Below are 20,506 nucleotides of genomic sequence, written 5' to 3'. Positions count from 1 at the left end.
CTCATCTGTTGATTGTAAGTTACAAATAAAAGGACAACAATATGAATGTTTCTATCAGTGGTCATCATATCAGCGTTACCGAAGCTATGGACACAGCAGTACGCGAGAAGCTTGAAAAAGTAGAGCGTCACTTTGATCAGATACAAAGTATTCAAGTGATTTTATCGTTAGACAATAGCGGTGCTAGCGACGGCGGTAAAAAGAGCCATAAAGCTGAAGCAATTATGCGTGTCTCGGGTCAAGAAATGTTTGTCCAAGCGTATGAAGATGATATGTATAAAGCCATTAACGAGATGGCAGACAAGCTAGATAGACAAGTACGTAAGTATAAAACCCGTCAAGAGCGCAAAAAGACTCAGGGTGCAGGACGCGATGGTCGCTATCAGGATCTAACCCCTGCAGAAGCAGTACCAGCGGCATAGTTCGAGTTTAAAAATTTGAACACTATCGTTACAAGCTATTGAAAGTAGACTAAGAGAATAAAAAACTTATAAGTAGGTGCTGCACTAGTTTGTAATTGACATAAAAAAAGACCTCTAACGTGTAATACGTTGAGGTCTTTTTTAGTACTCGTAAATTTAGAACGAAAATGAACTAGCTGTCAGCTCAAGCTTATCTGTCTAAACATTATTAACCGCCGCCGACGGCTTGTACTACTTCGATATTCATACCTTCTACGATACGCAGTTGAGCAAGCTCGCTCTTTGGCGTCAGCTCGCCGTCGACTTCCACAGCGTAACGACCCTGACTAAGACCAAGCTCATTGATAACCAGTTGTACAGTCTGATGAGTGGTTTGCAAGCTTTTACCATTGACACTAATGGTGCTCATACTAAATACTCCCTACTAAATTAAAATTCCTGTTTATCTGCTATTCACTACGTATCTTTCATTTTATTACTGATAATTCATTGCAGCTAATGTAAAGAGCTAAAAATCACAATTACTATCGAGTAGCTCAGTTAACTGAATCCTTCAATCGAAAGGCGGAAACGGCCAGCCATAGCCAACCTGCAATCATAAGAACGCCGCCGATAGGTGTAATCGCACCGAACCAACGCGGTGCACCAAGCGTCATGGCATACAAGCTACCAGCGAAAATAATAATGCCAATTTGTAGTAACCAAGCGGTCATCTGAGTAATATATTTCAAACGAATCAGTAAGCCAACAAGCAATAATCCAAGTGCATGTATAAACAAATATAGCGTTGCCGTATGCCACCACTCGAGCTGTTGGAGGCTGACATGACCTTCTAAACCATGCGCACCAAACGCGCCTAGTGTAACAGCAATAGCCATATTAATTGCTGCAATACCGATCCAATTTAACATTGAACAACTCGTATCATCTTAAGGCTACTGAATATCATCTGGTAAAATCACACTATCAATGGTCATCGCATCACGGATTTTGTCCATGGCATTTTTCTCAATCTGACGGACGCGTTCGGCTGAGATAGAGTAAACTGCAGCTAACTCATGCAAGGTGGATTTTTGCTCAGATAACCAACGCTGTTCGACGATATCACGCGAACGATCATCTAAAGTACCCATAGCAGCGATGAGTGCTGATGAGTTGTTTTCTTCCCAATCCGCTTCCTCTAACTGCTCAGCTGGATCGATACCGTCTTCCAAAAATAGCTGAGGGGCGTAGCGACCATCATCATCATCGCTTGACTGCGCTTCAAACGAAGCGTCATAAGAGGTTAGACGTGATTCCATTTCTAACACTTGTTTGCGTGTGACATTCAAGTCATTAGCAATAGCATCCGCTTCCTCTAGTGTTAGCTGATTATTAGTCTTCTTAAGGCTACGCAAGTTAAAGAATAATTTACGATGAGCCTTGGTGGTCGCAACCTTGACGATACGCCAGTTGCGAATCACAAACTCATGAATTTCAGCTTTGATCCAATGTACGGCAAAGGATACTAAACGTACGCCTTTATTTGGGTCAAAACGTTTAACCGCTTTCATTAATCCTAAGTTACCTTCTTGGATTAAATCTGCTTGCGGCAATCCATAGCCCGAGTAACTACGCGCGATATGAATCACAAAACGTAGATGCGACATCACCAGTAGGCGAGCGGCTTCAACATCACCTTCGTCATAATAGCGATGCGCCAGCTCTTGCTCTTGTACTGGCGTCAAAATAGGGATTTGATGAACAGTATTAATATACGCACCCAAATTTACCCCTGGTGCTGACAGGTGAGTTGGCATAGCTGGTACTAAGTCGCGCGTACTAGTATTGCCCAATGTACTCGCGTCATAAGGTGGTCGCTGAGCAGCGGCTTTTAATGCAGCATCGCGTGCATCGTTTTTTATAGGAGCTGAGCCATCTCTTTTATTTGTATTTACAGCATCAGTAGAAGTATTAGCCATATTCTTGACCTTGGTTAAATAGTTAAGCAAATAGTCAGATAAAAATCTTTATGATTTAATTGTAAAGGATAGCAGCGCTTAGTTGCTATCAGTTTTGGTAATGATGAAGTGATATATTGTAGCGAAACGCTGTAATGATGTGCCATCAACTGACGAGTGGTCAGTAACTTCATTGACCACTAGCTCTAAACAATCTGTCGCCTGTGATTGCTGACTTTGTCGACTAAACGCTGTGATATCAGCTTGTGAGTTAGGGTCGGTTGCAACCACATACAGTGATTCTCCAACTGTTACGTCACGTAATGCGACCTTAGTTTTTAACAATGGCATCGGGCATGCAAGACCGCGTCCATCAACAAAACCTTTTATATTTAGTTCAGATTGCTCTATAGCTACATCATCTGAATTATGACTTTCAGCTGGTAGTAGCTCTAGTAAACTTGTAATGTCGTTCTGCTGTGCATCAGTCAAATTCGCTGATAACTGTATAGAATGCGACACACGTTTGATGACTAATTCACTAGCAGCGGGCATAACTTAAACCTTGTAGATATCTATATTTTAATTTGTTTTATTAGCAATAGGCTTTGATGTTGAGTACGAACATAATCTATCAATCATAAATTATGAGGTCGTCATCACAGTCATCTAAACCTACTATCATTATTGCTTATTATACCAAATAGCCAATGTATAGTTGCAGTTGAATATAATCAACGCTGCGTTCGGTTCATTAGAATCATATAACTAAGAGTTGCACGATTGGCAATTGCCCGATTAATAGTTATACGCTTGAGATTTACTGCATAAATAATAGCCCAATGAATAATTACACAGCCATGTTGCGCAATCGTGACGGGTGGCTAAGTTATTGGTAGTTAAGTGCATTGTAGAATTGACCTTATATAGACAAGCTCGTATAGTCGAAAAGACGTCGTCAATTATCTTATAGGATATGCACTTGTACCACGCTAATAGAACGAAGCGACCTGACAGCAACAGCTCTTTAGTAGCCACAAATTCTGCAGGCTTGCCACTTATGTTGTCTAAGCAAAAAGGTAAACGTCATTTTATGAGTGTAGCTTTGCCAAATGGTATCAAGGTAGGGTTGTCAATAATGCTACTAGCCATAGCCAGCGGTGCGCATAGTCGTGAGAGTCAAACGCTGCCATTTGCTGATAGCTCGTGGCAAGTCACAGATCCGCAAACGCTAGATCTACCAAATCTGCGCGGGCAAGGCTTGAGCTTTGCTGAGCAATATCAGAATAAAATGCTTGGCGAGTGGTCATTACAGAATATCAATGGCCGCGTCAGAATGGAGCATGATCCTTGGGTACAAGAAACGATAAAAGACATGACGTGGCGTCTCAATGCTCAAGCTCGTCAGCAAGCACCACTTGGCGTTGTTATCATTGATAACCCCAGTATCAATGCCTTTGCAGCGCCTGGCGGCGTAATAGGTATCAATACTGGGACGATACTGTCAGCTAGTAGCATGGATGAGCTGGCAAGCGTCGTCGCGCATGAAGTTGCACATATCAGTCAACGGCACTACGAAAGCGGCGCTGACGAACGTAAAAAAGCCTTGCTGATGCAGCTAGGCGGTATGCTAGCTGCGATTGCTGCCTCAGCTGTCGATGGTGATGCCGCTGCGGCTGTGATGATGGGCAGTCAAACGGCTTCTATGAATAGCAGCATGGCGTTTAGCCGTAGTAACGAGCGTGAGGCTGACCGAGTAGGGATGCAGATTATGACCCAAGCAGGTTATGATCCTCGGGCGATGCCACGGTTCTTTGCCACAATGAATCAACAGAGTCAGTTAAATCAAGTTGAGAATCAATTCTTACCGAGCTTTGTACGCTCACACCCTCTGAGTAACGAGCGGTTGAGCGAGTCACAGAGCCGTGCTGGGCAGTATCCTACGTTATCACTGAGTCAGCAGCAGCGTCATCAGGCATTGTTTGATCTGCTCTATTGGCGTGTACAAAGTACCGGCAAGCATGCCTCTGAAGTGACGCTCACAACCGCTGCCAAAAACAGTCTGGGTGCCAAGCTGGCATTGATGAGGTGGTATGGAGAGCAGCAGCGTTTTACAGATGCTAATAAGGTATTGGCCGAGATAAATGCGTTATCAAGCACGCAGCGTCAAAATTTAGAGCCTTTATTGTCGATTACCTACAGTCAGCTATTGAGTGAACAAAGAAAATGGCAACAAACTGTAGATGTCTTGGAGAGCCAACAGCGCCTATATCCTGAGCGCCGTGATTTACGTCTTTATCTGGCCGAAGCGCTGACTAATAGTAATCAACCGATAAAAGCCCAAACGCTGTTGAAGCCACTAACAGAACAGCAGCCAAGCGACCGTTATGCATGGCAAAGCTTGCAACTTGCCAATGAAAAACTTGCTAAAACCACCACCTCACCACAGTTAGCCAATATCGCGACGATTAATGCATTGCGCTATCGCAGTTATGATCAGCTATGGAATGGGCGTTATGAGAGTGCCCTGACCTCTTTGACACAAGCCAAACAGTTGACGGAAAATCTGCAAACCACAGATCAGGCCAATAGTGCTCGTCCATTACTAGCTAATATTAATGCTGAAATTAAAGCAATAAAAACCGCCAAAGACTTTAAGCCCTAGGCGGTTAGTTGTACAGATTAGCCTGCCAATCAATAGCAAGTGTTAGCCTTGTAGCGCGTCTTTAACCATTTTAGAAATCAAAGCAGGATCAGCACGGCCAGCTGTCTTATTCTTTAAGACACCCATGACGCTGCCCATATCGCGCATAGACGTAGCACCTTGCTCAGCGATTTCAGCATTTACCAATGCCATGATCTCATCTTGACTCATTTGCTGCGGCATGAACTCGTTGATGATATCAATCTCAAACTGCTCTTTTGTGGCCAAGTCATCACGGCCATTTTCTGTAAAAATAGTTAGTGACTCTTGGCGCTGCTTTAGCTGTTTTTGCAAAACTTCTAATACTTGGGCATCATCAAGTTCTGTCTGACGGTCAATCTCGATTTGTTTCACTACTGACTGTACATTGCGCAGTACTTTGACGCGCTCAAGCTCACGAGCTTTCATTGAAACTTTGATATTGTCTGATAACGTCTGTTTAAGTTGGCTCACTGCTATTATCCTTATCGATCTGTTAAATGCTATTCGTTAGAGGTTGTTTGTTAAATTTTTAAAACAAAACCTGCTGATGGTGGTTTTAATAAAAAATTATGTCAGCAGCAATAACAAAAATTGTAGCATAAAAAACGCCACTGATATCAATTGATAACAGTGGCGTTAGTGTAGCGCTTGTACTTAACTAATCAGATTACTGATTAGTACATACGAGTGGTACGAATAGTTTCGCGTTGTAACTTCTTCTTATAACGCTTTACGGCAGCAGCTTTTTTACGCTTACGTACTTGCGTTGGTTTTTCATAAAACTCACGCTTACGTACGTCTGATAATACACCAGCTTTTTCACAAGCACGTTTGAAACGACGGATAGCGATATCAACTGGTTCGTTTTCTTTAACCTTAACTGCAGGCATGAAGACTCCTCGATTAGGATGAGATATAAGGGCATTAGTTTGGCTGTGTATTAGTATTTAGCCGTAATATCTCAAGATTACTGGCATCAGCTCAAACTAGGACAATTCTCACGCATTAGCGTAAGGGCAGGTATTTTAATAAAAAATACCAACAAAGTCAATGATTTTAAGTATTTATTGCTGATAAGGTATTCAATTAGATAGCTATTTGAATTTGGCTCTCAAACTATGAATTCGACATATATACAACGCTTTATCAATAAAAAATCCCTACCGTCTATAACGGTTTGATTGGAGTTTATGCTATGATAATTCCCATATTATAGTAAGTCTATGAACCGTTTTGTGTGTATTTTATTGAGGATGTTGGAATGAAAAAAACAGTATTTAACACGGCATTAAGCATGGCACTTATCGTAGCTTTAGGTGTGAGCGTGAGCGCTTGTAGTGGCGGCGAAGAGCATGAAGAAGTAATGGCAATCGATATGGTGGATGAAGCGGCTGAGTTGGCACGCGAAAACGCGCCTGAAGCAGAAGAAATGGAATTCCCAGAGACAGCACCAATGCCAGCGACTGATGCAGCTAGTACAGAAGCTGACGGTACAGCTACTGCTGAAGCAGGAACGGCTGACGCTGATACTGCAGAAGCAACAGCTACCGATAGTGCGGATACAGCCACTGCTCCTACTGACAGTGCTGATATGGCGGCTACTGACGATACAGCTGCAGCTACTGCTGAGTAATTTATTGTTCAGTTGACTATTAGCTCAATTGACTATTAAACAGTCGTTGGTCGTATACGTAAGTACTTTAAGCTGATATAGCGCATCTCTAATTGATTGCAGACTGACTAAGTAAGGGTAAAACCATGATTGATATACAACCGTATATGAACAAGCTGAAATTGTCTGTGATCAGCATGAGTGTGGTATTTGCAGTGAGTGCTTGTAGCGGTGATAACACAGCTACGGAAGAGTCTACAGCAGCCAATGAACCTGCTACTGCTGTAGAAGAGAAAGCTGTAGCAGAAACCGAAGGCACGACATCTGAGTCTGTGGTTGATCCAGAAACAGATACCCAACCAAAAGCAGCAACAGAGTCTGCAGAAATAGTAGATGAAGCAGTGACAACACCTGAAGCTGATTCTGAGCCTGAAGTGTTGGCAGCAGATGCAGGTGCTAAACTGTATGAATCAAACTGTCAGGTTTGTCATGCTGCAGGTTTGCTCGATGCGCCAAAGTATGGTGATACAGCGGCTTGGACAGCTCGTTTGACCAAAGATAAAGAGACGCTGTACATGCACTCGGCTAAAGGTTTTAATAAAATGCCTGCGCAAGCGGTAAACGGTGTCAGCGAAGCACAAGTTAAAGCGGCTGTTGATTATATGCTAGCGTCGGTAAGCTGATACGATATATATAGAGTATGTCAGCTATTGAAATTTGCTAAACTGGCCGTCATTGTGACTGACAATGACGGTTTTTTTATGCACATTTTTTGTCATGCTAGTCTTAGAGTATACAGCTGTATCAAGCGAATTTGAGATAGTGTGTGGCTGATTGTATTCGTTATCCAATTTCTCAAAATGATGTAAGATAAAAGTGCGACAAAAATAGCACGAAAACGAAAGTATAAAGGCAAAAGTATGAAAGTATTGGGCTTAGAGACCTCTTGTGATGAGACGGGGCTGGCGATTTTTGATAGTGAGCAAATAAATAGCGACAACCAAGGTTTGGTCGGGCAAGTACTGTACTCACAAATTGAGCTGCACGCACTTTATGGTGGCGTTGTGCCTGAGCTTGCTAGCCGCGATCATATTCGTAAGCTCGTGCCGTTATTGAATGAGCTGCTAGAGCAATGCGATATGAAAAAAAGCGACATCGATGCGATTGCCTATACTAAAGGACCTGGTCTTATTGGTGCATTGATGACAGGCGCACTGTTTGGTCGTAGCTTGGCATATGGTTTGGATATTCCAGCGATTGGTATTCATCATATGGAGGGGCATCTTTTGGCGCCGCTTATGGGCGCGAACCCTCCGGCATTTCCTTTTGTCTCGCTACTAGTATCTGGTGGGCATACGTTACTCATTGCCGCTCATGGTGTTGGTCGTTATGAGATATTGGGTGAGTCGATAGATGATGCGGCGGGTGAGTGCTTTGATAAAGCGGCTAAGATGCTAGGTTTACCTTATCCTGGCGGCCCTAATATTGCCAAACTGGCAGAAACTGGTAATCCTGATGCTTATGCACTACCAAGACCAATGCTACATCGCGGTCTAGACTTTTCGTTTAGTGGTATGAAAACAGCCGTACATAATCTGATTAAAGATACGCCACATTCAGGAGGGTCGGGTAATGGCGCTGATAGTGATCCACAGATTCGTGCTGATATTGCCGCGAGTTTTCAGCATGCAGTGGTCGACACGCTAGTGAAAAAATGTGTCAAAGCACTTAAGCAAGCAGATATGAGCCGCTTAGTAATTGCAGGCGGGGTCAGTGCCAATACTCATCTGCGCGAGACGTTAGAAGCGGAACTGGCTAAGATCAATGCGACGGTTCATTATGCACCGCCTGCGCTATGTACGGACAATGGTGCGATGATTGCTTACGCAGGTTTTGAGCGCTTGCAAGCAGGACAATCTGATGATTTGGCTGTTAGCTGTATTCCGCGTTGGCCAATGACAGAGTTGCCAGCCGTGTAATTGAGCCTTTGGTCCAACACGTTTATATGAATTAAGGACAGTCTATGCAGTGGCTTGCTATCGGTTTGGGCGCAGCATTCGGTGCTTGCTTGCGAGCGTGGCTATCGCGTTTTAATGCTTTGCACGGTTGGGTGCCACTCGGTACTCTGAGCGCCAATATTTTAGGCGGACTGCTGATAGGGCTTGCGCTAGTATGGTTCGAGCGCATGGGAAGCAACTTGTCCGATCATGTACGCGTGTTTGTGATAACTGGTTTTTTGGGTGGGTTAACTACCTTTAGTACGTTTAGTGCGGAGGTATTTGGCTTTATTCATGATGGGCGGTTGCTAGCAGGTTTAGCGCTCATCGGTTTGCATGTTGGGCTAACGTTACTGGCAACCGCACTTGGCTTTTATTTCTTTAAGCTAGTTTTGTAGGCGTTGATAGATATTAATCGTTTAATAGTCTGTTATAAGTGGTTCCATGATAGCAGTCTGTTTTAAGTGGTCTATTAATACGTTTGAAGAGTGAAATAGCTGGTTCCGTTGGGGTATACCTTAAAATTCAAGGAGATGAATTTATGCAGTCAGTAAGTTATACAGATATTAGACATAGTGTACTTGATAGTTTTTACTCAAACTTAGTTTCTAAGCCAGAAACAGATCTAACTTATGATAAGGCGCTAGACTACGTTACTTACAGTTTTGAAGTTGGATTTTCAGACGTGGAAATGTTTGTTATAGATTTTGTGGTTTATGTGCTTTGTAGTGATTTCAAAGTGTCCGAAGAGCTCTCACTAATTCTTGAAAGAAAATTATTAACTATTATTAAATCTAAAGATTTTGATTGTTTGATAGTTCAAATTAAGCAAGGAGATGATGATAGAACAGATCTTCTTGCGGATATGTGTATAAAGGGTCTAATATCTCAAGAAAAAATGAATAGTTTGCTTGAAAAATAAAGAATTTTGGTTTGTGCCAAGTACCTATTATCATTGACCTGTGGGCTGAAAGCTTTATTTAATTTACTTGCTAAAAACTAACGTAGCTATAGCTATCTGACTCTAGTTCGAAGCCTGTATAGCGCATCGAACTGCCAGTTATATATTAAAAAGCCTTACCGCTAATGAGAGAAAGGCATGAAAGAAGATAATAAAGGTTTTTTTAGTCAGCGCACATTTAATATATTTTTCTCTGGAGTATTTGTTTTAATTATGGCTATGTTACTTAAAGAAAAGTTAGAAACGCCTGAAAATTATCTTGAAAACGTTAAAAAAAGTGAAGTTATTGCTCGAGAGCAGCTTGCACCCCCCTTTAAAGGAGGTTTTTAAGAGCAATTCAATATCTGAAGGTCGAATGAGCAGAGGTAGTAGCTCGTTACGTTACGGAATAACGTTTGAAGATAGTAGTGGTATAACTGACGATAATATAAGTAAAATCAAAGCCGATGGTTGGATACAATACAAAAAAGATTATCAGGAGAAGGGGTTATACTTTTTTTGTAAAGACAAATATAGGTTGAAAGCTACAGAGAGTGAAAGATATATTTCTACAATTATAGAATATAGTAAATCATCCCCATGTTGGGATTTTGAGGAAACTTTAAAGAAGGGTTTTTATCAGTTGGTAAAATAACTCCCTATAGTGGCACTTAAAACTTCAGCAATAGTTCTATCCAAGGTTTCTTGAGCTTGAAAAACTAACGTTCTGTACACCATGAAGTACACTGCTGTTACTCCAACAACTCGAATAATCGCTACCACTAGCCTACAGCCTAAGTTTCAAGTCCTCACTAGGGAACCATCATTTTCCCCAACGCCTATCATAACGTAAGAAAGCGAACGATATTTTATAACCAAAAAATGTAATAAACAGTGGAATATTAAACTGGCTTTACAATCCCTTCCAATAAACTGGCAAATCCTTGCATGTATGCTGTATCTTTACTTGAGGTACGCGTAGCGGCGTACAGCTGACAATGCACACCCTTTCCTAGTGGTCGTGATACGACCCAGCCTTTTCTCTCGTATTCAGCAACCACCCAATCAGGCAATGCTGCTACGCCGCGTTCACTAGCAACCAACTGAATTAGCATCGCGGTCAGCTCTGTCGTACGAACACTCTCAAAGCTTACTTGTGCTGGCGTCATAAAATTAGCAATGATATCGAGACGTTTGGCTTCTACTGGATAGGCAATCAATGTCTCGTTAATCAAATCATCAGGTTCAATAAATTTTTGAGCAGCTAAATCATGCGTTGGGGAGAGTACCAAACGACTTTCGTACTCAAACAATGGCTGATAGCTGATACCGTCGAGCGGTAAATCACTGGTAGTGATAAGCAGATCAATATCACCTTCCATGAGTAGATGATGCGGCTCAGGCTCAAACCCTGTGGCAAAGTCCAGCTCGACATCTGACCACTCACGGCGATAGTGGTTAAGTATTGGCATGAGCCAATCAAAGCAACTATGACATTCAGACGCTAGGCGTAATCTACCTGCTTGACCATGTGCTAAGCGTTTAAGGTTAGATTTGGTACGAGTTACTTGCGGTAGGATATTGTCTGCCAATGCCAATACTGCTTTACCTGCGGGTGTAAAACTAAGCGGGCGCGTCCGACGATTGACCAAACTGATGTCGTAGTAGTTCTCAAGCTCTTTTAATTGATGCGAAACAGCGGAGGCGGTAACGTGTAGCTCATCTGCCGCTGCTGCAAGTGAACCATGCGCCCGTAGCGCGGTTAATGTATTAAGATGACGTAGCTCAAGCATAATATAACCTAACCGCTAAGGTGAGAAAAATTCATTATAGCCAATATAGCGCTGACTTTCACTCATAGTCCGGTATTAATGCTCAGTTAATAGGCAATTAGTCATCAATCAATATCTAGCGCTTTCGTAACAACAACTGTGAGATAACGACCAATACTAGTGAAGCAACCAGTAATAACGTACCAATGGCGTTGACTTCTGGCTTGAGTCCTACGCGCACCATAGAATAAATGCGTAGCGGTAAAATCTCATAGCTGGGTCCTGTGACGAAGGTCGAAACCACCACATCATCTAGCGATAGGGTAAAAGCCAGCAACCAACCTGCCATAACCGCTGGCAAGATAACTGGAATCAATACGGTGCGCACCATGGTTGATTCGTTAGCACCCAAGTCGCGTGCCGCTTCCATTAAACGCTCATCTAAACTACTCAACCGCGCAAAGACGGTAATGACAACGAATGGCAAGCAAAAAGTAATGTGCGCCAATAGCAATGAGACAAAGCCCAATTGTAAACCAATCAATAAAAACAGTGCTAGCAATGAAATAGCCAATACAATCTCAGGCGACATCATAAGTACAAACAGCAGCCCATTTAGTAAGCCTTTACCGCGAAAATTATAACGATGTAAGGCTAGGGCAGTGAGTGTGCCTATCAAAGTTGAGACAGTTGCTGCCACCAACCCTAATACAATAGAGTGCCAAAACGCATCGAGCATCGCTTGGTTGTTAAACAGTGACTCGTACCACTTTAAGCTAAAGCCGCCCCAGTTATAGCCAATTTTTGATTTGTTAAAGGACATTACCACCAAGACAATGATGGGCAGGTACAACAAGGCATAAATCAGTCCGAGATAGCTTTTGGCGGCGATACTACCAATCTTGAGCGGACGAGTTTTGTTGTTCGGTGAGCTATAAGACATTAGGCCACCTCGTTAAAGTCAGTCTTGCCAATACGGCGACTACTGGCACGGTAGGCAAGTAATAATACTGCCATCGCCAGTGTCAGTAATACGCTGGCTGCTGCGCCAAAGGGCCAGTCACGCGCATCCAAAAACTGGTTTTTGATGATATTACCGACCAACAGGTTACGAGAACCGCCCAAGATGTCTGCCACATAAAACATGCCCATCGCAGGCAATAGCACGAGCAGTACACCAGAAATAATTCCAGGGGTCGTTAATGGCAGTACCACATGCCAAAAGGTCTGTGTTTTAGTTGCACCCAAATCCTGAGAAGCCAGTAGCATGTCATTGCGTAAGTCAGTAAATACGGCATATAGTGGCAGTACCATAAATGGAAATAACAAGTAGGTTAAACCTGCAATCACCGCGCCTTGGGTATATAAAATATCGATTGGCGTATCGATTACACCGATGGCTAATAGTAATTTATTAATCAAGCCATTGTTAGCAAAGAGCAGCTTTAATGCATACGTCCGTACCAAAGAGTTGGTCCAAAATGGCAGTATCAGTAACATCATAAGCAGCGGCTGCCAGCGCACTTTCGCTTTGGAAATTAGCCATGCAAAAGGGTAGCCAAGCAGTAGACAGATTACCGTTGTAATACCTGCCATCCATAATGAGTGGACAAATACCTCAAAATACAAAGGGTCAATCATCCGCACATAGCTGTCGATGCTAACAGGTAAGCTGATAAAGGCACTACTATCACGGGTTAAAAAACTGACAGCGATGACCAATATATTTGGCAACAGCGCAAATATCAGTAGCCAACCCCAGATTAGCCAAAGCGTGGCAGTACGAAATGGACTTTTACTGCCTAAGTGGTTGCGAGCCATCAGCTACCATCCTTTTGTACAGTCGTGTCTGGCATAGCTTCAGAGTCTTCTGGCAATACCCATTCCCAGCCATCTACCCATGAGACTTTGACGCCTTCATTTAGCTTGTAATCAAAGCTAGGGTCATCTTCATCAAAGAACTCAGACGCCTTAATGATATGACCATTGGCCAGTTCGATAATCGAGTCTAAGGTGCTGCCTTTATAGTTACTTTCGATGACACGACCTAACAGTCCGCTATGTTCGTTGTCTTTTGGATCATATATTCGTAAGTCTTCGGGGCGAAGTAGTAAATTAACGATATCGCCCACTTGCACGTCATTGGCAAAATTGGGACGACGTAAGTTGCGTAAGGTGGTCGGCTCTTCTTGCGCTTGCGCTTCACAGACTTCGACCTCGATACGTCCGTTAGTCACTTTGCCATCTCGATCTGGCTGGTCTGGATGGACACCTTTGACTTCAGCTCTAAACAAATTAGTCTCGCCGATAAATTTGGCAGTAAACAGATTGGCAGGGGTTTCATATATCTCGATAGGCGTACCAATTTGCTGGAACGTACCGTCTTTCATCACAGCAATACGGTCTGACATCGACAGCGCTTCTTCTTGGTCATGGGTCACGAAGACAAAAGTAATGCCTAGCTCACGTTGCAAACGCTTCAGCTCAGACTGCATTTGCAAACGTAGTTTGTGATCGAGCGCGGATAATGGCTCATCGAGTAATAGGAGCTTAGGTCGGTTAATCACCGCACGTGCAATCGCAACTCGCTGCTGTTGACCACCAGACAAATCTTGCGGCTTGCGGTTGGCTAAATGCTCTAGCTGTACCATCGCTAGCATCTCGCTGACGCGTCTTTGGATTTCGTCTTTTGGGACTTTCTTTAGCTTTAGGCCATAAGCCACGTTGTGGGCGACGCTCATATGAGGGAACAACGCATATTGCTGAAATACGGTATTGACTGGACGTTTATCAGCGGACAAGCCTGCCATCTGTACGCCATCCAAATATATCGCCCCAGCGTTCGGCTGCTCAAAGCCTGCAATCAAGCGTAGTAATGTCGTCTTACCACAGCCTGATGGGCCAAGTAACGTCAAAAACTCACCATGTTTGATATCAAGGTTGATATCGTTTAGGACTTCAGTTTGATCGTAGGTTTTTTTTAGACCAGTCAGTTGCAGCAGCACCTGATCATCATGAGGTGACGCAGAGGTGTTATGCGTATTTTGAGATAAATCGGTCATAATATCTGTTCCTAAGCGTCCAATAGCTATATGCAGCTGGCTGTCATTATAGGGATTGGCATGAGCGTAAGCGCGGTCTAAATGCTGCCTGAGTGCTGCGTATTATAACAAACCCTTGATATAATTCAGTGCAAGTTCGTTATAAGTTACGCGAGTCATACTGTCGTAGCAGCGATATATACAGCTGTATTTTTAGATGTGACTACATTCACCTAAAGAGATTTAGACAAACTTTTTTACCGTTTTTTGGTTTTTATTCCTATACAATCACGTTATGGCTGACAAACATGATTAGCCTGATAGTTTGGCGATAATTAGCCAATCTGTGCTTGAATACATATATGCAAAACAGCTTATAACTCTAATATTATTGATGATAAAGGATCTCTCATGCCTACCGATATACGTCCAACCACAGGTCAAGAAGCACTTGAGCTTTTAAAAGCAGGTAATGCACGCTACGTTGATAGCCTCACCAGTACCGATGAGTATATGCAGCGCCGTCCAGAGTTAGTCAAGGATCAAAATCCATTGGCTATTATTTTGGGTTGTTCAGATGCACGAGTACCAGTTGAGATTGTTTTTGATCAAGGTTTGGGAGATTTGTTTGTTATACGAGTCGCGGGTAACGTGGTTGCACCATCACAAATTGGTTCAATCGAGTTTGCAGCCGAAGCCTTTGGCACGCAATTGGTCGTGGTACTTGGACATTCAAAATGCGGCGCTGTCACGGCTTGCGTTGAGACATTGATTAATCCTGAACAGAACTATTCACCTAACTTGCAATCTATCGTTGATCGTATTCGCCCAAGCGTTTATAACTTGCACGAATTGGCAACTGCCAATGGTCAAGACGTCGATGCAGACGAGCTAGTCGATCGCTCTATCCGCGCTAACGTACGTATGTCTGTCTGTCAGCTAAAGCATGGCTCACGTGCATTAGAGGACTTAACCAATAGTGGTCAGCTATTGGTAGTCGGTGCTGAGTATGACTTAGAGACAGGAAAAGTGCGTTTTTTAGATAGCTAGTCAGTCTTAGATAGCTTTAGATAACTAGCTAGTTAGGGCATACAGATGAACACACCTTGTTCATATTCTTACAAAACCCTATCAGTTATTTCGCCATTTTTTATTATGATAAGAGAACGACGCAAATCATGACCATCGTGATTTGCGTATTTATGTATTTATTTTTGAATTATATTAGGATAATTATGTCTACTTCATCTAACAACAATAACGACGCAATAGACCAGCCTGCTAGCAGCGTTAATACTGATGGCGTTCAGCCAATCTCATCACAGACGACCGGTTTTACTTTTAACCACACCATGCTGCGTGTCAAAGATCCTGCTAAATCGCTAGCGTTTTACACTGGTGTCTTGGGCATGACCTTGCTTGCCGTTAAGAAGTTCCCTGACATGGGGTTTGACTTATACTTTTTGGCTAAATTGACCGAGAGCGAGCGCGAGAACCTGCCAACTGGCGATGATCTAGAAATTTTCGCTTTCCGTCAGCGTGGTATTTTAGAGTTGACGCACAACTACGGTACCGAGACAAAAGCTGACTTTAGCTATCATGACGGAAATCAAGATCCACAGGGTTTTGGTCATATTTGTTTTAGCGTTCCAAGCTTGGATGAAGCGGTTGCTTGGTTCGATAAAAACAACGTCGAATTCAAAAAACGTCCAGAAGACGGCAGCATGAAGAACATTGCTTTTATCAAAGATGTAGATGGCTACTGGATCGAAATCGTTCAGGCCGATTTGATGGGCTAGTTGTCAGAATGACAGCACCTATTAAGATAAGTGCGTTAATAAAAATAAATAGAATAAAGGAGTATCACCCAGATGCCTACCTCTGAGGCAGAAACGACACTGAGTGCTGAGACAGCTGCGCAGTCTACGACGACGGATGGATTAACCTATCAAAGCATTCTTGGTTCGGCAAATGAGATATGGGTTGGCTTTGTTGAGCGCATCCCATATTTTGTCGCATCAATTATCGTTATCCTAATTTTTTGGTTTTTATCGATTGTCTTCAAAAAAATCGTTCACAAATTATTAGGTAGTCGTAGTCGGCATCAGAACTTGGTCAAAGTGTTTCAGCGGGTAGGCGGGGCGCTTATTTTCTTTATTGGTTTTATGATAGCGATGGTTATTGCAGTACCAGGATTTACCCCTGCTAAGCTGATTGGCGCGCTTGGTATTGGTTCCGTTGCTATCGGTTTTGCTTTTAAAGATATCTTTCAAAACTTGCTCTCTGGTATTTTGCTCCTGATTTCAGAGCCGTTTCGTATCGGTGATCAGATTGTCTCAGGCGACTATGAAGGAACAGTCGAAGATATCAAAATCCGTGCAACCACCATCAAGACTTATGATGGCAGGCAAGTGGTGATTCCAAACTCAGATCTCTATACTTCGGCGTTGACCGTCAATACCGCTTATAAGCAGCGCCGTCTGCAAGTCGCAGTTGGTATCGGTTATGAAGATGATATTGAAGCGGCCAAAGTTGAGATTATCAAGGCGTTAGATAAGATAGAGAGCGTCTCGAAGAAAGCAACGCCAAGCGTAATTGCTACTGGTTTCGGCGGTTCGTCTATCGATCTAATGGTACGCTGGTTTATCGAAGATGGTACGCAAGCCAACAAGGTTGCCTCGATTCATCAAGTAATTGTAGGTATCAAAAACTCGTTGGATGCAGCGGGCGTAAATATTCCATTCCCAATACGTACGATTGATTTGAGTGATCCTTCAGTGAGTGCAATCGTTAATAAAATGAACGAGCAGCAAGACATTGTGGACGTGAATAAAACAGTGGCAGAGTAGCACACTCGGTGAAATATTCAATTAGTGTCAAAAATGTGATATCTAATAATATTTAGAAAACTAAAAAAACCGCCACATCAATTGATATGGCGGTTTTGTTATATTTGTCGACTTGCTATAAATATAAAGCTCTATTCGTCTTTTGCTCTAAAGTCGGTATGGCATGATTTACAGCTTGCACCAACTTGTCCAAAGGCAGGTTTAACATCGTCCATGCTAGTGGCGTTTTGTGCGGCGGCGTTTAGCTCAGCAGTGACTTTTTGGAAGTTTTCAGCTTCAGCACTGAAGCCATCAGCATTAGACCAAACTGCTTCAGTAGCATTACCTACCGCTTCTGGGTCTTCAAAATGACTCCAAGGGTTGGCGGCATCTTCTGCCAAGAACGCCGCTTGTTCTTTAAATAAGTCCGCATCAAATGTGTCAGGTGCTTTTGCCATATCACCCATGAAGCCCATTGCATCGCCCCAGTTTTTCATGCTGTTTTGACGTGCTTCCACGTCAGGGCTAGATCCTGTTGACGTGCTACAGGCTGTTAGACCGAGTGCAGCCGCCATCAAAGTAATGCTAAACAGAGACTTGAAAGATTTGTTGGTATGAACCTGTGCCATATGACTGACTCCTTTAAACCTGGCTAATAGTAAGCGCGATTACAAACGCTCGCTTTGTCGTACAATATAGTTATACAAATACTGCTTTAAACTCTTTTGAGCACAGTTGCTACTAAAGAATGGCTTCTATTGTAACGGTTATCTTCACTATGGTAATTAAATAGTTGTTATATCCTCGTAATATTTTAAATAAGCATAACTTAACTTGGTTGTGGTTGCTTATAGTTGGTTGCGGTGATTTTAGGTGTAGCTATACAACACATTTTTTTTACGATAACAGCGTGAGAGTGGGTCGTTTAAATAGTATTGATAACAAAAAAAGGCCAGCGATAGAGGCTGACCTTTTTAATGTTTTCCAAAAATATGAATGCCTTGATATTTACGAAAACTACAGTGCTAACCAATCACGTGGCTTTAGATAATAATCGGTCAATTCAAACTCAGGCGTCCCTTTAGCAGGCTCAAAACGGTAATGCCAGCTGGCAAGCGGTGGCATACTGACTAGAATTGACTCGATACGTCCGTTACTTTGTAGTCCAAATAGCGTTCCGCGATCGTAGACCAGATTGTATTCGACGTAGCGGCCACGACGATAGAGTTGAAACTCGCGCTGCGCTTCAGTATAAGGCGCATTTTTACGTTGTTCAAAAATAGGCATGATACCGTCAAGATACCCGTTACCCACGGCCTTCATAAAGCTAAAGCAGGTCTCAAAATCCCAGCCACGACTTTCAGTACTGACATCATCATAAAACAGACCACCAATACCGCGCTGCTCATCACGATGGCGCAGATGGAAATACTCGTCACACCACTGCTTAAAATCAGCGTAAATATTGTCTCCAAAAGGCGCACATAGATCATGACAGACTTGATGCCAATGTACACAATCAGCGAGTACCGGATAGAATGGCGTCAAATCAAAACCACCGCCAAACCACCAGATAGGTGCTTCACCTTCCGCTTCCGCTACGAATAAACGCACATTGGCATGGCTCGTAGGCACGTTTGGATTTCTGGGATGGACAACCAGTGACACGCCCATTGCTTGAGCTTTACGTCCAGCGATATTAGGGTGACGCGCGGTCGCAGAGGCAGGTAGGTTATGTACATGAATATGGCTAAACATGACGCCCGCTTTTTCGATGACCTCGCCATCTGCTAATACGCATGACCGACCGCCACCGCCTTCAGGACGTTCCCAGTCATCAGGAACAAAGGTCGCATGCTCGTTGTCATTAGTGCTGCCATCGCGCTCTTGTGCTTCTAGCGATTCACAGATGCGTGCCTGTAAATCAACCAAAAATTCGCGCACTCGCATGATGTCGTTATTGGTTGGCGTTGTCACTGATTCTACCGTTGATAAGTCTGTTTCGTTATCCGTATTTATAATACTCATAAGATATCTATTTATTCAGGTGTATGGCTGTATTAAGGTCTGTATCCAGAGAAGCGTCTATATCAAGATTGATATTTTTATCAAACAAATGGCCCATGCGATCACGTTTGGTTGCTAGATATTCAGCGTTCACATCATTGACACCGACTAACAATGGCACCCGTTCAATAACATCAATACCATGCTCAGTCAGATAAGCGACTTTGTTTGGATTATTGGTGATGAGCCTGACAGCGTCGACACCGACATGGGCAAGCATCGGACCACACATATCGTAGATACGCGCATCAGCAGGCAAGCCTAACATGAGGTTTGCATCCAACGTGTCATGTCCCTGATCTTGGAGGGCGTACGCGCGAATCTTATTGGTCAAACCAATACCGCGGCCTTCTTGACGCAAATACAAAATCGCACCGCAACCTGACTCTTGGATAGCTTGCATGGCAGTATTGAGCTGTGGACCGCAGTCGCATTTCAATGAGCTAAACGCGTCGCCTGTCAGACATTCAGAATGAATGCGAATGAGTGGCACTTGCTTCGCTATAGATTCATTCTTTTGGCTCAATATCGTGTCGTCTGAGGGTTGACTAGCCACATCATCTGTCTGTTGATCGACCACAGCTAGACCAACGGTCAGCATGACATGCTCTTGACCTTCGCTATTTTCAAAGATATGAATATCAAACTCGCCGTGACGAGTGGGTAATTTGGCACTAGTGATAAATTGATATGACATTGCTGTCCTACATAAGCCTAAAGTCGTGGCGGTGAAAAGTATGTTATTGCTATGTGAAACGAGCGCTGTTTGAGCCGGTTACTGTTCGAGATAACTACTGTTTTCGATATAACTATTAGTTGAGATGAGCAGGTCACCTAAACTTTACTGTTAAGATTAAGATGATACCAGTATAACCTGTTCATAAAGACAGTGTGCTCATTGTATTTATTATAAAAACACACAAAGTTCACAGACGACGCACGATGATTAAAGCGACAATTAAAAAAAAATGCTATTATGCCATACTATTTTGACGGATACAGTGACAAGTCTTTACCCTTACATTACTATGTCGTCACTAACATCCGCTATTGATGCAAAATAATAGGGCATAATGTCATCCCTTAGCAGTGAAGACCATTGAAGCATCAGTGTTTTGATATTAAAACGTTAGTTTTGATGCGCGGTCTATTATGACAGCGTGTCTACTGTCGTAAGTAGCGCAGCTACATAAATACAAAA

The 20,506-nt window shown here is 43.0% G+C and carries 24 protein-coding genes; 11 read left to right on the top strand and 13 right to left on the bottom strand.

What is annotated here, in order from left to right; all coding sequences use genetic code 11:
* Positions 1-41 precede the first annotated feature (41 nt).
* Complete coding sequence (hpf, locus tag DXK30_RS08265) at positions 42-422, top strand: ribosome hibernation-promoting factor, HPF/YfiA family (protein WP_102078036.1); 381 nt, start codon at positions 42-44, stop codon at positions 420-422.
* 208 nt (positions 423-630) lie between these two features.
* Here hpf and thiS read toward each other — a convergent pair whose 3' ends face one another.
* The 4 genes from thiS to DXK30_RS08245 all read right to left on the bottom strand — a co-directional run bounded on the left by thiS (position 631) and on the right by DXK30_RS08245 (position 2,917).
* On the bottom strand, positions 631-831 hold the full coding sequence (gene thiS, locus DXK30_RS08260; RefSeq protein WP_101205102.1) for a sulfur carrier protein ThiS: 201 nt from the start codon (positions 829-831) through the stop codon (positions 631-633).
* A 127-nt stretch (positions 832-958) separates the two neighbouring features.
* Positions 959-1,333 (bottom strand): DUF423 domain-containing protein, encoded by a 375-nt coding sequence (locus DXK30_RS08255; protein ID WP_114701297.1) that lies wholly within the window; start codon positions 1,331-1,333, stop codon positions 959-961.
* Positions 1,334-1,357: 24 nt separating this feature from the next.
* Entirely contained in the window at positions 1,358-2,221 is an 864-nt protein-coding gene (gene rpoH, locus DXK30_RS08250; protein WP_197099889.1) for an RNA polymerase sigma factor RpoH, read from the bottom strand.
* Positions 2,222-2,461: 240 nt separating this feature from the next.
* Positions 2,462-2,917, bottom strand: coding sequence for a sulfurtransferase TusA family protein (locus DXK30_RS08245; RefSeq protein ID WP_114701295.1), 456 nt, complete (start codon positions 2,915-2,917; stop codon positions 2,462-2,464).
* Positions 2,918-3,455: 538 nt separating this feature from the next.
* Between DXK30_RS08245 and DXK30_RS08240 the strand changes: the two genes are divergently transcribed.
* Entirely contained in the window at positions 3,456-5,027 is a 1,572-nt protein-coding gene (locus DXK30_RS08240) for a M48 family metallopeptidase (protein WP_227670724.1), read from the top strand.
* Positions 5,028-5,069: 42 nt separating this feature from the next.
* On the opposite strand, the gene DXK30_RS08235 is transcribed toward DXK30_RS08240, so the two are convergent.
* The gene (locus DXK30_RS08235; protein ID WP_114701294.1) at positions 5,070-5,519 is read right to left on the bottom strand and encodes a GatB/YqeY domain-containing protein; all 450 of its coding nucleotides are present in this window, start codon (positions 5,517-5,519) and stop codon (positions 5,070-5,072) included.
* Positions 5,520-5,722: 203 nt separating this feature from the next.
* The gene (gene rpsU / locus DXK30_RS08230; RefSeq protein ID WP_010195908.1) at positions 5,723-5,938 is read right to left on the bottom strand and encodes a 30S ribosomal protein S21; all 216 of its coding nucleotides are present in this window, start codon (positions 5,936-5,938) and stop codon (positions 5,723-5,725) included.
* 371 nt (positions 5,939-6,309) lie between these two features.
* Here rpsU and DXK30_RS08225 point away from each other — a divergent pair, with 371 nt between their 5' ends.
* From DXK30_RS08225 to DXK30_RS08200, 6 genes are all read left to right on the top strand, one after another.
* Complete coding sequence (locus DXK30_RS08225; RefSeq protein WP_114701293.1) at positions 6,310-6,681, top strand: hypothetical protein; 372 nt, start codon at positions 6,310-6,312, stop codon at positions 6,679-6,681.
* Between the two features lie 125 nt (positions 6,682-6,806).
* A complete protein-coding gene (locus DXK30_RS08220; protein WP_114701292.1) occupies positions 6,807-7,343 on the top strand; it encodes a c-type cytochrome in 537 nt (178 codons plus the stop codon).
* Between the two features lie 237 nt (positions 7,344-7,580).
* Positions 7,581-8,639 carry a tRNA (adenosine(37)-N6)-threonylcarbamoyltransferase complex transferase subunit TsaD gene (tsaD, locus tag DXK30_RS08215; protein ID WP_114701291.1) on the top strand — a complete coding sequence of 353 codons (1,059 nt, stop codon included), beginning with the start codon at positions 7,581-7,583 and terminating at the stop codon, positions 8,637-8,639.
* A 44-nt stretch (positions 8,640-8,683) separates the two neighbouring features.
* Complete coding sequence (gene crcB, locus DXK30_RS08210; RefSeq protein WP_102078044.1) at positions 8,684-9,055, top strand: fluoride efflux transporter CrcB; 372 nt, start codon at positions 8,684-8,686, stop codon at positions 9,053-9,055.
* A gap of 143 nt (positions 9,056-9,198) precedes the next feature.
* Positions 9,199-9,579, top strand: coding sequence for a hypothetical protein (locus DXK30_RS08205; protein ID WP_114701290.1), 381 nt, complete (start codon positions 9,199-9,201; stop codon positions 9,577-9,579).
* A gap of 177 nt (positions 9,580-9,756) precedes the next feature.
* Entirely contained in the window at positions 9,757-9,948 is a 192-nt protein-coding gene (locus DXK30_RS08200; RefSeq protein ID WP_114701289.1) for a hypothetical protein, read from the top strand.
* Between the two features lie 551 nt (positions 9,949-10,499).
* Here DXK30_RS08200 and DXK30_RS08190 read toward each other — a convergent pair.
* The 4 genes from DXK30_RS08190 to potA all read right to left on the bottom strand — a co-directional run bounded on the left by DXK30_RS08190 (position 10,500) and on the right by potA (position 14,431).
* Entirely contained in the window at positions 10,500-11,390 is an 891-nt protein-coding gene (locus tag DXK30_RS08190) for a LysR family transcriptional regulator (protein WP_114701287.1), read from the bottom strand.
* A 115-nt stretch (positions 11,391-11,505) separates the two neighbouring features.
* The gene (potC, locus tag DXK30_RS08185; protein ID WP_114701286.1) at positions 11,506-12,312 is read right to left on the bottom strand and encodes a spermidine/putrescine ABC transporter permease PotC; all 807 of its coding nucleotides are present in this window, start codon (positions 12,310-12,312) and stop codon (positions 11,506-11,508) included.
* Complete coding sequence (gene potB / locus DXK30_RS08180) at positions 12,312-13,190, bottom strand: spermidine/putrescine ABC transporter permease PotB (RefSeq protein WP_114701285.1); 879 nt, start codon at positions 13,188-13,190, stop codon at positions 12,312-12,314. Before potB ends, potC begins: the two co-directional genes overlap by 1 nt.
* Positions 13,190-14,431 (bottom strand): spermidine/putrescine ABC transporter ATP-binding protein PotA, encoded by a 1,242-nt coding sequence (gene potA / locus DXK30_RS08175; protein ID WP_114701284.1) that lies wholly within the window; start codon positions 14,429-14,431, stop codon positions 13,190-13,192. The genes potB and potA overlap by 1 nt, the downstream gene beginning before the upstream one ends.
* Positions 14,432-14,821: 390 nt before the next feature.
* Between potA and DXK30_RS08170 the strand changes: the two genes are divergently transcribed.
* The 3 genes from DXK30_RS08170 (at position 14,822) to DXK30_RS08160 (ending at position 17,259) form a co-directional block, all read left to right on the top strand.
* On the top strand, positions 14,822-15,460 hold the full coding sequence (locus DXK30_RS08170; RefSeq protein ID WP_114701283.1) for a carbonic anhydrase: 639 nt from the start codon (positions 14,822-14,824) through the stop codon (positions 15,458-15,460).
* 185 nt (positions 15,461-15,645) lie between these two features.
* Complete coding sequence (gene gloA / locus DXK30_RS08165; RefSeq protein WP_114701282.1) at positions 15,646-16,209, top strand: lactoylglutathione lyase; 564 nt, start codon at positions 15,646-15,648, stop codon at positions 16,207-16,209.
* 72 nt (positions 16,210-16,281) lie between these two features.
* Positions 16,282-17,259, top strand: coding sequence for a mechanosensitive ion channel family protein (locus DXK30_RS08160; RefSeq protein WP_114701281.1), 978 nt, complete (start codon positions 16,282-16,284; stop codon positions 17,257-17,259).
* Positions 17,260-17,390: 131 nt separating this feature from the next.
* Here DXK30_RS08160 and DXK30_RS08155 read toward each other — a convergent pair whose 3' ends face one another.
* The 3 genes from DXK30_RS08155 to ribA form a co-directional block, all read right to left on the bottom strand.
* The gene (locus tag DXK30_RS08155; RefSeq protein ID WP_114701280.1) at positions 17,391-17,867 is read right to left on the bottom strand and encodes a c-type cytochrome; all 477 of its coding nucleotides are present in this window, start codon (positions 17,865-17,867) and stop codon (positions 17,391-17,393) included.
* Between the two features lie 388 nt (positions 17,868-18,255).
* Positions 18,256-19,266 carry an oxygen-dependent coproporphyrinogen oxidase gene (gene hemF / locus DXK30_RS08150; RefSeq protein WP_114701279.1) on the bottom strand — a complete coding sequence of 337 codons (1,011 nt, stop codon included), beginning with the start codon at positions 19,264-19,266 and terminating at the stop codon, positions 18,256-18,258.
* Positions 19,267-19,273: 7 nt separating this feature from the next.
* Entirely contained in the window at positions 19,274-20,002 is a 729-nt protein-coding gene (ribA, locus tag DXK30_RS08145; protein WP_114701278.1) for a GTP cyclohydrolase II, read from the bottom strand.
* Positions 20,003-20,506 lie beyond the last annotated feature (504 nt).

The organism is Psychrobacter proteolyticus, assembly GCF_003350005.1.
In the GTDB taxonomy this organism is placed as follows: domain Bacteria; phylum Pseudomonadota; class Gammaproteobacteria; order Pseudomonadales; family Moraxellaceae; genus Psychrobacter; species Psychrobacter proteolyticus.
The sequence above is the reverse complement of the archived record's forward strand: the minus strand, read 5'-3'. Positions and strand labels throughout refer to the sequence as shown.

Coding starts and splice junctions, on each gene's coding strand:
- hemF (WP_114701279.1), bottom strand. CDS start 19,266: ATGAGTATTATAAATACGGATAACGAAACAGACTTATCAACGGTAGAA.
- DXK30_RS08160 (WP_114701281.1), top strand. CDS start 16,282: ATGCCTACCTCTGAGGCAGAAACGACACTGAGTGCTGAGACAGCTGCG.
- DXK30_RS08155 (WP_114701280.1), bottom strand. CDS start 17,867: ATGGCACAGGTTCATACCAACAAATCTTTCAAGTCTCTGTTTAGCATT.
- DXK30_RS08225 (WP_114701293.1), top strand. CDS start 6,310: ATGAAAAAAACAGTATTTAACACGGCATTAAGCATGGCACTTATCGTA.
- DXK30_RS08245 (WP_114701295.1), bottom strand. CDS start 2,917: ATGCCCGCTGCTAGTGAATTAGTCATCAAACGTGTGTCGCATTCTATA.
- rpsU (WP_010195908.1), bottom strand. CDS start 5,938: ATGCCTGCAGTTAAGGTTAAAGAAAACGAACCAGTTGATATCGCTATC.
- DXK30_RS08170 (WP_114701283.1), top strand. CDS start 14,822: ATGCCTACCGATATACGTCCAACCACAGGTCAAGAAGCACTTGAGCTT.
- potC (WP_114701286.1), bottom strand. CDS start 12,312: ATGTCTTATAGCTCACCGAACAACAAAACTCGTCCGCTCAAGATTGGT.
- tsaD (WP_114701291.1), top strand. CDS start 7,581: ATGAAAGTATTGGGCTTAGAGACCTCTTGTGATGAGACGGGGCTGGCG.
- DXK30_RS08240 (WP_227670724.1), top strand. CDS start 3,456: ATGAGTGTAGCTTTGCCAAATGGTATCAAGGTAGGGTTGTCAATAATG.
- gloA (WP_114701282.1), top strand. CDS start 15,646: ATGTCTACTTCATCTAACAACAATAACGACGCAATAGACCAGCCTGCT.
- DXK30_RS08205 (WP_114701290.1), top strand. CDS start 9,199: ATGCAGTCAGTAAGTTATACAGATATTAGACATAGTGTACTTGATAGT.
- potA (WP_114701284.1), bottom strand. CDS start 14,431: ATGACCGATTTATCTCAAAATACGCATAACACCTCTGCGTCACCTCAT.
- thiS (WP_101205102.1), bottom strand. CDS start 831: ATGAGCACCATTAGTGTCAATGGTAAAAGCTTGCAAACCACTCATCAG.
- rpoH (WP_197099889.1), bottom strand. CDS start 2,221: ATGCCAACTCACCTGTCAGCACCAGGGGTAAATTTGGGTGCGTATATT.
- DXK30_RS08200 (WP_114701289.1), top strand. CDS start 9,757: ATGAAAGAAGATAATAAAGGTTTTTTTAGTCAGCGCACATTTAATATA.
- DXK30_RS08220 (WP_114701292.1), top strand. CDS start 6,807: ATGATTGATATACAACCGTATATGAACAAGCTGAAATTGTCTGTGATC.
- crcB (WP_102078044.1), top strand. CDS start 8,684: ATGCAGTGGCTTGCTATCGGTTTGGGCGCAGCATTCGGTGCTTGCTTG.
- hpf (WP_102078036.1), top strand. CDS start 42: ATGAATGTTTCTATCAGTGGTCATCATATCAGCGTTACCGAAGCTATG.
- DXK30_RS08190 (WP_114701287.1), bottom strand. CDS start 11,390: ATGCTTGAGCTACGTCATCTTAATACATTAACCGCGCTACGGGCGCAT.
- DXK30_RS08255 (WP_114701297.1), bottom strand. CDS start 1,333: ATGTTAAATTGGATCGGTATTGCAGCAATTAATATGGCTATTGCTGTT.
- ribA (WP_114701278.1), bottom strand. CDS start 20,002: ATGTCATATCAATTTATCACTAGTGCCAAATTACCCACTCGTCACGGC.
- potB (WP_114701285.1), bottom strand. CDS start 13,190: ATGGCTCGCAACCACTTAGGCAGTAAAAGTCCATTTCGTACTGCCACG.